The following is a 12256-nucleotide window of genomic DNA, read 5'->3' as shown; positions in this document are numbered from 1 at the left end:
CTCACTCCTTACTTTGCTTCATACCACAAACTGGACAGAATGTAGCCTCTGTTGCAATTTGTTCACCACATGAAGTACATGATTCATTTTCAACATTTTTTGATTGAAGGAGTAACTCGTTTTCTTTCCCGCACTGTCCACAAAATTTATCATTTAATGATAATGGGCCTCCACAGCTACACTGCCCTTTCTGTCCTTGTTTCTGTAAATTAGCAATTTGCTTACGCGTGTTATAAATAGCAACATCCAGCTCTTGTACTGGTTCTATCATATTTTTCAACACATCTATTCGAACTTCATCATTGCGGAGTTGCATATATGCCGTTTGGCCCAGTTCAAGCAAAATTTCAGTTTTCGCTTGTAATTTCTCTTGCGTAATTTTCTTTAATTGCGCAACCTCCTGAGCTACTTGCAACTTCATCTTTCCTTGCTCAATCCCCTCTTGCAATTTGTTCATACCGTTACCAAACTTCGCTTGTAAATCTGACAATTTTTTCCCTCCTATAAAGAATATAGTAATATACGAAATTAACTTTTTATATATTACCATGATTTTCAAGTTATGTAATCCAAATTTTGTAATCAAAATTTCATTTTTTCTGTTTTGAGCATTTTTTGTTTATAATGGTAGAGGAAAGAAATATGTGTACGGAGGAATATTATGCTGCAACACTCAATTACGAAAGATGAAATTATGATGATTGCGAATGAGTTCGTTCAAGGACTAGATCCACAGCAAACAGCTGATCAGGAACATGTCGCTACAGCTCGGCACCTATATCGTAGTGGTGTTGTCTACAACGTTGACTTTGATGGTTATACGCTATCAGGAACTGTAGATGCTGAAGGCAGCGTATATAGTGTCCATATCCCGATTCGTAACGTGGCTGAAAGCTATTGCGATTGCTTCGCACCAACGCAATGTGAGCATATGCTCGCTGTTTTACTATCTGCAGCGTCTAGTTTCGGGCAAGTAGGAGATGTATTAAATTTATTTAAAAATAATACGAAACCTTCTCTTCCTCCTATTCGAACTGCAAGACAAGTATTGCAATCATCAGCTTTTGAAGACACGGATTATAAAAGTTGGCAATCCTATTTTGATAATGAATATGAATCATTTAAAAAAGAACAAGCTCGGCTTACTTATAAACAAATGTATTTTCTTATGAGTATTTTTACGGACTTCTATACGAAACTTGAGCGGAAGGCTCCGCGTATCGTTGTGATACATGAATTGTTCAGGTTACATGCAGCGCTTTATTGCTTTCAAAAATTATTAGAAGAAATTCAGGACTTCGAAGCAAATAAAACGTATTCTTATCATCAGCCTGTTAACGTCGTTCGCCTATTTGTAGATAAGGTAGAATCCATCGTTCGGGACTTACAATCAGAAGCGATTCCTTCAGAGTCCGAAGCAATTTTGCAAGAAACAGCTCGTCTCGTTCACGAAGTATTCTTCTCCACCGATGCCTATACGCAAGAGAGGTTCTTTATTTATCGCCACATATGGAGTGAACTGTTACACAATAAAGAGCAACTACATGAAGAAGAAAAACGAATCGATACGAAAATCAATCCACTTTCCAAAGCGTTAGCATCTTCTCATCTACTGTTTTTAAATGATGAAGACCTATTAGCGATGGACTTACTAAAGAAACAACCTGCTTCTGTTGTAAGTCTGTACTTCTATTGGTTAGAAGAGTTGTTAAATGCAATGAAATGGGATCGTGCGAAAAACTGGCTTTCCTTTACGTATAAACAAGTGAAGAAAACGATACATGAGCACGAAAATACAATTTTCATAAAAGATATCGTTCGCTTATTCGTCATCATGTATGAAACGTATGCAACTCATACAAATGAACAAGCTGGATTCGAAATGATTTTGCAAGAGCTATTACCATATAGTTTCGCAAACTATGAACAATACGTACTCGCGAAAAAGCAGTATCGAACATGGGCAGAACTTCAGCTCTTACATGGATTTGAAGCAATTGAACTTTTGAAAGAGCCACTGAAAGATATTGAAAAGGAAGCACCAGAAGCGGCACTTCCTCTTTATCACCTTGCTGCCGTAGAGGCCATTGAAGAGCGAAATCGCAAATCATATAGACGTGCAGTTCGTTACTTAAAGAAATTACGTACATTGTATAAACGATTAAAGCGTACCGATGAATTTGATGCCTTCATTATTCACATCGCAAACTTACATTCACGTTTGCGTGCACTACAAGAGGAATTACGGAAAGGAAAATTAATCGATGATCAATCAAACTGAAGTAACAATTAGGCTCCAGCATGTTAGTCAAGGTTGGTTCCTTTGGGGAGAAGATGATAGCGGTACTCCATTATCCGTAACCAGTTGGAAACGAAATGCATTTACATGGCACTCCACTTCCTTCTACGGCACGTTTCTAAAAGAAGCAACCTTTGAAGGAAAACAAGGTGTTATGCTGACAAACGCACAAGCATTTGAATACATCGCTAATAAACCGATGAACTCCTTTTCCCATGTTCAAATGAACGGCCCTATTACAGCACTTACGGAAGATGCAAACGAATTATGGGATGCCTTCATCAGCGGTAGCTTCGTTCCTGATATGGAGCGTTGGCCTAAACAACCATCTTGGAAAGTTCAAAATACTCCAATCGAAGATGACACATTGGCATCTCTTTTCTCGGCTGCAGTAAATGAAAGCATATTACAAGATAACCGTTCAAATGACGGATGGGAAGATGCAAAGAGACTTTATGAACATTACGACTTTACGAAAAGACAATTGGATGCAGCACTACATGAAGAAGATTGGCTTCGAAAAATTGGTTACATTGAAGATGACCTTCCCTTTACAATCGGACTACGGCTACAAGAGCCGCAAGAAGAATTTGAAATGTGGAAGCTTGAAACAATTGTTACACCAAAGCGTGGTGCTCATCGCATATATGTATATGAAAACATCGATTCCTTACCAAAACGCTGGCACGATTATGAAGAACGTATTCTGGAAACACAAGAAGGTTTCAGTAGGCTCGTGCCATGGTTAAAAGAAGGAGATACATTCCGAAGCGAGCTCTTTGAAACAGAAGCGTGGAACTTCTTAACAGAAGCAAGTAACGAATTACTCGCTGCAGGTATTACGATTTTACTACCATCATGGTGGCAAAATTTAAAAGCGACAAAACCAAAATTACGTGTGCAACTGAAGCAAAATGCGACGCAAACGCAATCTTTCTTCGGTATGAATACGCTCGTTAATTTTGACTGGCGCATTTCAACGAACGGCATTGATTTATCAGAAAGCGAATTTTTCGAACTCGTTGAACAAAACAAACGATTATTCAATATAAATGGTCAATGGATGAGACTGGACCCAGCCTTTATTGAAGAAGTACGAAAGCTCATGAACCGTGCCGATAAATATGGACTCGAAATGAAAGATGTCCTTCAGCAACATTTATCCAACACGGCTGAAACAGAAATTGTAGAAGAAGATAGTCCATTTACCGATATTGAAATTGAACTAGATGGATATTATGAAGAGCTATTCCAAAAACTATTGCACATTGGAGATATTCCAAAAGTAGATGTCCCTTCTTCACTACATGCTACACTCCGCCCGTATCAACAACATGGCATTGAGTGGTTATTATATTTAAGAAAACTTGGATTCGGCGCACTGTTAGCTGACGACATGGGACTTGGGAAAAGCATTCAAACGATCACTTACTTACTATATATAAAAGAGAACAATCTCCAAACAGGACCTGCCTTAATCGTGGCACCAACATCTGTTCTTGGAAATTGGCAAAAAGAATTTGAACGTTTCGCACCAAATTTACGTGTTCAGTTACATTATGGAAGTAATAGGGCGAAAGGCGAATCATTTAAAGATTTCCTTCAATCAGCAGATGTTGTATTAACATCTTATGCATTAGCTCAGCTTGATGAGGAAGAACTTAGTACGTTATGCTGGGATGCTGTTATTTTGGATGAAGCACAAAATATTAAAAACCCACATACGAAACAATCAAAAGCAGTACGAAACTTGCAAGCAAATCACAAAATTGCTTTAACCGGTACACCGATGGAAAACCGCCTTGCCGAGCTTTGGTCTATTTTCGATTTCATTAATCATGGATATCTTGGCAGCTTAGGACAATTCCAGCGCCGCTTCGTCTCACCAATTGAAAAGGACCGTGACGAAGGAAAAATCCAACAAGTTCAACGATTTATCTCGCCGTTTTTACTGCGTCGTACGAAAAAAGATCAAACAGTCGCATTAAACTTACCAGATAAACAAGAACAAAAAGCTTACTGTCCACTTACTGGAGAACAGGCTTCCTTATATGAACAACTTGTTCAAGATACGTTGCAAAATGTAGAAGGATTAAGCGGGATTGAAAGACGCGGATTTATATTACTCATGCTGAACAAACTTAAACAAATTTGTAATCACCCTGCTCTTTATTTAAAAGAAACAGAACCAAAAGATGTCATCGAACGTTCCATGAAAACGAGCACGTTAATGGAACTCATTGAAAATATAAAAGATCAAAATGAAAGTTGTTTAATCTTCACGCAATACATCGGTATGGGGAACATGCTAAAAAGTGTATTAGAAGAACATTTCGGTCAGCGCGTCCTTTTCTTAAATGGTAGTGTACCGAAGAAAGAACGTGACAAAATGATCGAGCAGTTCCAAAACGGAACGTATGACATTTTCATCTTATCGTTAAAAGCAGGTGGAACTGGCTTAAACTTAACCGCTGCCAACCATGTCATTCACTACGACCGTTGGTGGAATCCAGCTGTAGAAAACCAAGCAACAGACCGCGCATATCGTATTGGTCAAAAACGCTTCGTTCATGTTCATAAACTTATTACAACGGGGACACTCGAAGAAAAAATTGATGAAATGTTAGAAAGAAAACAATCACTAAACAACGCCGTCATTACAAGCGATAGTTGGATGACCGAACTATCTACAGACGAGCTAAAAGAATTACTTGGTGTATAAAGTGAAACTTTAATCAGTGAGGGTTTTCTTCATCCCACACTGATTATCAGCCCTCACCAATCGGACTTTTATGGGCAGCCCGCCCCCCACCTAACTTCTTTGCTCTCGCTGAATTTTGAGGTGGGGGTCTTACTGCCCATTAAAGCGGGATAAACAAAAGGAGCTAATCTCAAAAGATTAGCTCCTTTTTCTATTCCAAAACCAATTACTTATTATAATCCCTGTTAATCCGCCGCACGTATCCAGTAATGAATCTTGCCACATCGGTGTACGATCTCCCGTAAACCATTGATGAATTTCATCAAATGTTGCATATCCCGCAACGAAAAGAAGAGCGTATAGGAAACACCTTTTTCTCGAATAACCCGATCGATGAAAAGCATAATATATCAATGACCCGAGCATAAAGAACACCATAAAATGAGCACCTTTACGAAGGAAAAACTCAATAAATCCGCCTACACCTTTATTTGCAATGCTAACAGGTGTACCACCGCCATAATCGATAGATACCCACGAGAAATGCTCTTTTACAAACTCCACATTTACATATTGTTCAATATCTGAGCGCATATCCTGCTTTTTATACGGTTGTGCTGAGGAATAGAAAATCAACCCCATCCATAGTAAAACAGGAATCCAAAATAACCATTTACGATTCATTCTTCCGAAACCCCTCTCTTAGTCTTTTAAGAGTACCAAAAAAAAGAATAAATTTCACGCCAAAACATGACATTTGAACCCTATTTATATAGTGAAAGGGGGTGATAAACATGGCAGTCGAAACAATCGTAATGGACTTAACTTTACGTCTTGTCCTAAACAATGGATTAGATAAGAACGGAAAAACAGTTTTCAAGAACAAACAATTTAAGCGCGTTAAAACAAACGCAAACTTAGAACAAGTACAAAACGTAGCACGTGCTCTTGCTTCCTTACAAGCATCACCACTTCACGCTATACAACTTGTTAGCACATCAGATCTTTCTAACCTATAAGGTAGAACTGTAATCAGTGGGGCATCCCCCGCTGATTATACGATAAATAAAAAGGAGGAAACAACGTATGCAAGTACTAGAATTAATTTTCGCGAAAGAAGATGGAAAAACAGTTGTCTTTTCTATCGAGAAACCAATCACACCCGTTGATGCACAAGTCGTAAATCAAGTAATGGATACGATCCTTGCCTCATCTGTATTTTCATCAATCAATGATAATACCCGAAAAAAAGGAGCACGTCTCGTAGAAAGGAATGTATCTGAAGTTTCCATTACCCTATAAACAAAAAGACGAATCTGCATCATTTTGCAGATTCGTCTTTTTTCTTCGGCATTTCAATCGGAATAAAGATTTTAGAAAAGCCGACACATACATATTTATAGTGTTCTCCACCTATATCGAACTCAGTCTTATATGTTGAGAAGAATATATAATCATCTCGCTTCGTATAATGATCGATTAATAGTCCAACTTGTGGCTCAACATATTTTTTCGCCAACTTCTTACCAGCCGATGCTAAATCGCCAAGGAGACCCTCTTCATTCTCTTTTTGAACTTCGTCTAGCTTCTTACTTACATCATTACGTTTCATAAACTGCTTCGCTGCCCAGTCCGTATATTCACCTTTACTCGGATTACTATTTGCTAAATATACTAGAAGAACAACAACTAGAGCCATAATAATATACCTTTTCTTCATACTATATCACCGCCTACTCTTTTCTATTTTCATATATATGTACAAGCGATGCAAATTAGAAAGACTAACATCTATTGATTGTAAACGAATAATCAAAATTTACAATATGAAACGGAATATTAACAATTATTTTACTTAATTCGTATATAATAATATCGATAATATTATTTTAAAGGGGAGGACTCGAAGTTATGAACAATGAAAATGATATCTTTATTTCCAATGCAACAATGATGTTAGAGCCTTACAAGCACCCTTATTACCAAACAAAAATAATAGAAAGTAGTGGGAATCATCTTTACTCCTGTCAAACTGCTCTCCAGCTCATCAAACAATCTTGTCTAACCAATGTTCACTCTACTTATCAAGGCAGGCGTAAAGCAGTTCAGACAAACTTTCATTTCAAACAAAATGTCCCAATTCCAATTAATCATCGAGAATATATTTGTACTTTCCCGACAGAATCTCCTTCTTCTCCAAACTGTATATGGCTGTTTTATAATCATATAGAGGACATAGAGTTTTTCAAACAGGGCAAAAAAGCTACCATTCATTTTTCAAATGGCACTACTACAACCATACATATCAGTCCTCATAAGCTAAAACAACAATTATTAAAAGCTGGATACGTATTAGCACGTATGAACATGCAAGATTCACTACAATTCAAAAACCTCTTATTACATTTACTACCTTAACAAAAATAAATAGAATGGAAAGCAATATACTTTGCCTTCCATTCTTATAATACTATTTATCCTCTTAAGCTATTTCGCATTTTATCAAGTGCTTGCCGATACACCCATCTCACTTGATAATAAGTCATTTCCATCTCACTAGCGATCTCCCCCATCGTCTTCCCTACAAAAAAGCGTTCAAAAATAATGTACTTCTCCTTCTCATCTAACACACTCATAAAATCTTTCGCTTTCATTTCAATATCTTCAAAATGAAAGATATCCTCATACTCTCCTACATATACGCACTTTTTTTGCACTGCAAACTCTTTCTTCAATCTTTCTAATATATAACCACGCACTGTTATAACTGCATATGCAGGAAAGCTTCCTTTCTCCGCATCATACCTTTCATATGCATACCAAAGACCAATTAAACCACATTGATAATACTCTTCATGATCTTGATAAATACCTAACTTCTTTATTTGATTCACAATCATACCTTCATACAAAACAACTGCCTCTTTAAAAGTTGCTGGTTTCACACAGTACCCACTTCTAAAAGGTATACCTCTTTGTTATTCCGCCGGTACCTCCACAATATAAAAATAAAGAAGTGATTTCACTGTGAGTAATTTCAAATACGTCCGCCGAAATTTGAAATTACACTAAACCGTATTTGAAATTCTGCTGGTGGTATTTGAAGTAGGAGTAAAAATAAAAAAGAGTGACTCCCTTGAAGAGTCACCCTTTAAAAATCATATTATACAGGCAAACCAGGTAAGAACTTTGCAATCAATACAACAATCGCAGCTAGGAATCCCGCTTTAATAATGAATAAAACAATAATTGGGATAGCTGCTTTCACTTTACTTAATCCCGCTGTAACTTGTAATCCTAACCAAATTAAAACTAAATTCCATAAATAGAACAATTCAACTGTATTACCAATTCCATATGCAAGTGAACCCTGATCGAATAGTGGTCCTAAACTTGTATACGCAGTTGGTCCAGCACCTAAAATTAAAGCTATAACACCATTAATAAGTCCACCAATAATAACAATAATATCCGCGTATACAATAATCATTACTATTTTTTTATAAGAAGTATCATTCCCATAGAACATCATAAACACCTTATAAATAGCTGCAATAACAAGTGTTGCAATCATAACGCCTACTGTTCCCCATATCGTACCAGAAATTACATCTGATACAAGCGAACCCTGCTTTGCAAATTCGCCTCCTAATTTCTTTTGCATTTCAATCATCTCAGGTGATGTATACGTAATATACGAATTTAAGCCACCTACAAGCCCTTGTAATAGCGCTACTATGAAGAACATGCCCCAAACTTTCTCAGTCGTCTTCATTCTCTCAAACTGTAAACCAGGAGAAGTAATCATTCCAAACAATGATGGCTTTTCTCCGCCAACTTTTTGTGTATTCAAATTCGCTTCCATTATAACGCCTCCTTCTATGTATATAACCCGTTCTAACGGGCGGTTCACTTCCTCACATGTAGGCTACGAACCGCCCACTAGAACGGTAATATGTAGTAGAGAGCCTCCTCTCTACTACACTACTAACTTACTCATAACGTAATGCTTCAATTGGATCTAATTTCGCAGCTTTATTCGCTGGAATTAATCCGAAAATAATACCAAGTGTCATAGAGAACAGTACGCCTCCGACGACAACTTCCCATGAAACGAGTGGTGGCCATTTCGCAAATGTGGAAACGATATAGGCCCCGCCATATCCAAGACCAATTCCAATTAAACCACCTAGAAGTGTTAACATAACTGCTTCAATTAAAAACTGTAATAAAATTTTACTACGCGTTGCTCCAAGTGCTTTACGTATTCCAATTTCGCGCGTACGTTCTGTTACAGATACGAGCATAATATTCATAACACCAATACCACCAACGACTAATGAAATACCCGCGATACCACCGATAATCATCGTCATGATGTTAGTTACTTTAGAAACATTTTCTTGGAATTCTTTTAAGTTCACCAGTTCATATTTACCTGGAATTTCACTTGGCTTACGACTATTTAATACATCAACAGCTTGTTTCCCAGCCTTTTCTAAATCATCTACATTTTTAGCTTGAATTGCGATATTTTGAATATCATCTGTTCCGAATAAAATAGGCCATAACGTAAGGGGGATTAATCCTTCTTCCATTTCAAATCCCATAAACTCATTATCAGATGTATACACACCAACAATTTGCATTGGCTGCCCCTTCATCTCAATAATTTGTCCAACTGGGTTTACGTCCTTAAATAACGTTTCTTCTGTTTTTGTACTAATCATCATAACGTTATTTGCATGAGTAATATCTGATTCACTTAAAGTACGTCCCTTTACGACCTTTACTTTATTAACTGCAAAATATTCATTATCAAGACCAATAACATTCAGATTTGCTTTTTTATCATTTACATCAAGTATCTCCATCCCTTGATTTGTTGTAATAACGTGGGATACATCCTTTACTTGTTTTACTTCCATAATATCTTCTTCTGTTAATTTCGGTATTTCATGCCCACCCATATTAAACTCATCATTAATATCTGCTTTAAATTGAATTGGCATCAGGTTATTACCACCAGAACCTGCGAATTTCGACTTCAGCATCGCTTCCCCGCCTTGCCCAATTGCAACGACAGTAATAATAGAACCTACCCCGATAATAATACCGAGCATCGTAAGAGCTGAACGCAGTTTATGAGCTAAAATAGAAGATAGGGCAATTTTTATACTATCTAGTAAACTCATACCGCACACCTTCTATCTTCTGTAATTTTCCCATCTCGCAATACAATACGGCGGGAAGAATACGCTGCTACTTCCTCTTCATGTGTAACCATAACAATCGTTGTACCTTCTGCATTAAGCTTCGTGAAAATATCCATAACTTGCTCACCAGACTTCGTATCAAGCGCACCAGTCGGCTCATCGGCCATAATGAACGTTGGATTATTGGCAATAGCTCTTGCAATTGCTACACGCTGCTTCTGTCCACCTGATAACTCATTCGGTAAATGATGCACGCGATCCGCTAATCCAACTTTACCTAACGCCTCTAAAGCACGCTTACGACGCTCTGCCTTCTTCACGCCGCCATATACGAGCGGAAGCTCAACATTTTCCACTGCTGAAAGGCGCGGCAGCAAATTAAAGTGCTGAAACACAAAACCAATATATTCATTACGAATTAATGCAAGCTTTGACTCATCTGCTGTTAAGATATTCACATCATTCAGCATATATTCGCCTTCTGTTGGACGATCTAAACAACCGATAATATTCATAAGCGTTGATTTACCAGAACCAGACGGTCCCATAATCGAAACGAATTCACCGCCCTGAATCGTTAAACTAATACCGTGCAAAATCGGCACTGCCAATTTTCCTTGATAATACGTTTTAGCAATATGATTTAACGTAATCATTTCTCTTTCACTTCCATTCCGTCATACACATCGTCGGAAGGATTTTTAACCACCTTTTGCCCCACTGTTACGCCTTCTACAACCTCTGTCCAGTCTCCATCAGTAGAACCTTTTTTCACATTTTGTTTACGAAGCTTTCCTTTATCCTCAACATAAACAAATGCATCATCGTCTTTTTCTACAATACTCTTAGTCGGAACAGCAATCATCTTCTTATTCTCTAAATTTACTTGCAGAGAAACGTGATAACCTGGAGATAAACCATCTTGACTATCAAGGCTTGCCTTATATGTATATTGGGACATATTTTGAGTCGCTTCACCCATACCACCAGCTTGCGCCATCTCTGCACTCGTTGGGAATTCACTTACCTCTGTAATCTTACCTGTCCACTTTTTCTTATTATTTGCTTTCGCAGTTACAGTAAATGTTTGATCCTTTTGAATTTGTGACTTTTGAAGCTCAGTTAACGTCCCTTGAATTTGGAACGGATCTTTAGAAGCTACTTGTAAAAATGCTTTCCCTTGACCACCTAACGCTTGAGATGAACTTTGCGCCGCATCCTTATCTAACTTTTGAACGACACCAGCAAAATTACTATAAATCGTAAGTTCTTTCTGCTTTTTACTTAACTCTTCTTTTTGTAACTTCCCTTTTTCTTTCTCAAGATCAGTTGTCTTTTGCGCTATCTCCAGCTCACTTACTTGCTCTTCCATCGGATCTGTTACTTCTTTCCCAGCTCCGCTATCTTTCGCTTTCTTAATTTCTTTCTTCAGCGAATCAATCTTCTTCTTCCCTTGATCATAACGCATATCAGCCATCTTCTGATCAAGCTCAGCTTGCTTCATTTGCAAATTAATCTCTTCATTATCATAAGAGAATAACTTCGCGCCTTTCTCTACCTCTTGTCCTTCTTTTACTTCAATATCTTTCACTTTTCCTTTAGTTGGATCCGCATAGAAACTTTCAATATTCCCAGGCTTCACCTGACCAGAAATCAGCTTCGTATTATTAAGCTTTCGCTCCGTTACCTTCTCAAAGCTTACAGCATCAGCCGTTGTTGCTGCGCCTTTCTTCTTACCTTGCATTACAAAAATATTAACTGCTGCTACAATAACAATTAGTGCAATAACCCCAATAATAATCCACTTCTTCTTCTTGTTTGGAGTACGAACCGTATTTGGTACCATATTCTCTCTCCTTTTATAACTTAATAGTTTAATATAAAAATTGTATAAAACTTTCTGAAAACAAATTACATATTATTACATTCTTTTTACAAAGTTTTACACATCCATTTATATTGTAACAAAAATTCCAATGATTAGAAATATGACATATTATCTTTTAAGATAGATTTAAGGAAAGATTATATTCATATAAA

13 protein-coding genes are annotated in these 12256 nt (G+C 37.3%); 5 read left to right on the top strand and 8 right to left on the bottom strand.

All coding sequences use genetic code 11. The features are described 5' to 3' along the window. Position 1 precedes the first annotated feature (1 nt). Entirely contained in the window at positions 2-490 is a 489-nt protein-coding gene (locus ACZ76X_RS25975; protein ID WP_479852130.1) for a zinc ribbon domain-containing protein, read from the bottom strand. Between the two features lie 171 nt (positions 491-661). Here ACZ76X_RS25975 and ACZ76X_RS25970 point away from each other — a divergent pair, with 171 nt between their 5' ends. Together ACZ76X_RS25970 and ACZ76X_RS25965 are read left to right on the top strand one after the other, a co-directional pair. Continuing rightward, entirely contained in the window at positions 662-2281 is a 1620-nt protein-coding gene (locus tag ACZ76X_RS25970; RefSeq protein ID WP_479852129.1) for an SWIM zinc finger family protein, read from the top strand. Then, positions 2265-5021 carry a DEAD/DEAH box helicase gene (locus tag ACZ76X_RS25965; RefSeq protein WP_479852128.1) on the top strand — a complete coding sequence of 919 codons (2757 nt, stop codon included), beginning with the start codon at positions 2265-2267 and terminating at the stop codon, positions 5019-5021. Before ACZ76X_RS25970 ends, ACZ76X_RS25965 begins: the two co-directional genes overlap by 17 nt. Before the next feature lie 177 nt (positions 5022-5198). Here the strand turns inward: ACZ76X_RS25965 and ACZ76X_RS25960 are convergent, their stop codons facing one another. Continuing rightward, on the bottom strand, positions 5199-5684 hold the full coding sequence (locus ACZ76X_RS25960; protein ID WP_306186481.1) for a VanZ family protein: 486 nt from the start codon (positions 5682-5684) through the stop codon (positions 5199-5201). A gap of 110 nt (positions 5685-5794) precedes the next feature. Between ACZ76X_RS25960 and ACZ76X_RS25955 the strand changes: the two genes are divergently transcribed. Together ACZ76X_RS25955 and ACZ76X_RS25950 are read left to right on the top strand one after the other, a co-directional pair. Then, positions 5795-6019, top strand: coding sequence for a DUF1659 domain-containing protein (locus tag ACZ76X_RS25955; RefSeq protein ID WP_306186480.1), 225 nt, complete (start codon positions 5795-5797; stop codon positions 6017-6019). A 67-nt stretch (positions 6020-6086) separates the two neighbouring features. After that, the gene (locus ACZ76X_RS25950) at positions 6087-6302 is read left to right on the top strand and encodes a DUF2922 domain-containing protein (protein ID WP_306186479.1); all 216 of its coding nucleotides are present in this window, start codon (positions 6087-6089) and stop codon (positions 6300-6302) included. A 19-nt stretch (positions 6303-6321) separates the two neighbouring features. Here the strand turns inward: ACZ76X_RS25950 and ACZ76X_RS25945 are convergent, their stop codons facing one another. Further along, positions 6322-6720, bottom strand: a complete 399-nt coding sequence (locus tag ACZ76X_RS25945; RefSeq protein ID WP_000747726.1) for a DUF4359 domain-containing protein — start codon at positions 6718-6720, stop codon at positions 6322-6324. A gap of 191 nt (positions 6721-6911) precedes the next feature. Between ACZ76X_RS25945 and ACZ76X_RS25940 the strand changes: the two genes are divergently transcribed. Continuing rightward, positions 6912-7418: a competence protein ComK gene (locus ACZ76X_RS25940; protein WP_479852127.1), complete on the top strand. Its 507-nt coding sequence runs from the start codon at positions 6912-6914 to the stop codon at positions 7416-7418. Between the two features lie 56 nt (positions 7419-7474). Here ACZ76X_RS25940 and ACZ76X_RS25935 read toward each other — a convergent pair whose 3' ends face one another. The 5 genes from ACZ76X_RS25935 to ACZ76X_RS25915 form a co-directional block, all read right to left on the bottom strand. After that, complete coding sequence (locus ACZ76X_RS25935) at positions 7475-7945, bottom strand: sigma-70 family RNA polymerase sigma factor (RefSeq protein ID WP_479852126.1); 471 nt, start codon at positions 7943-7945, stop codon at positions 7475-7477. A 218-nt stretch (positions 7946-8163) separates the two neighbouring features. Further along, complete coding sequence (gene yknW / locus ACZ76X_RS25930; RefSeq protein WP_479852125.1) at positions 8164-8865, bottom strand: YknW family membrane protein; 702 nt, start codon at positions 8863-8865, stop codon at positions 8164-8166. Between the two features lie 127 nt (positions 8866-8992). After that, positions 8993-10195, bottom strand: a complete 1203-nt coding sequence (locus tag ACZ76X_RS25925) for an ABC transporter permease (protein ID WP_074567496.1) — start codon at positions 10193-10195, stop codon at positions 8993-8995. Beyond that, positions 10192-10872, bottom strand: coding sequence for an ABC transporter ATP-binding protein (locus ACZ76X_RS25920; RefSeq protein WP_063221853.1), 681 nt, complete (start codon positions 10870-10872; stop codon positions 10192-10194). Before ACZ76X_RS25920 ends, ACZ76X_RS25925 begins: the two co-directional genes overlap by 4 nt. Further along, on the bottom strand, positions 10869-12062 hold the full coding sequence (locus tag ACZ76X_RS25915; protein ID WP_479852124.1) for an efflux RND transporter periplasmic adaptor subunit: 1194 nt from the start codon (positions 12060-12062) through the stop codon (positions 10869-10871). Before ACZ76X_RS25915 ends, ACZ76X_RS25920 begins: the two co-directional genes overlap by 4 nt. Positions 12063-12256 lie beyond the last annotated feature (194 nt).

The organism is Bacillus sp. BC05(2025), assembly GCF_056725905.1.
Note: the sequence above shows the minus strand (reverse complement) of the source record. Positions and strands in the feature narration are given on the sequence as shown.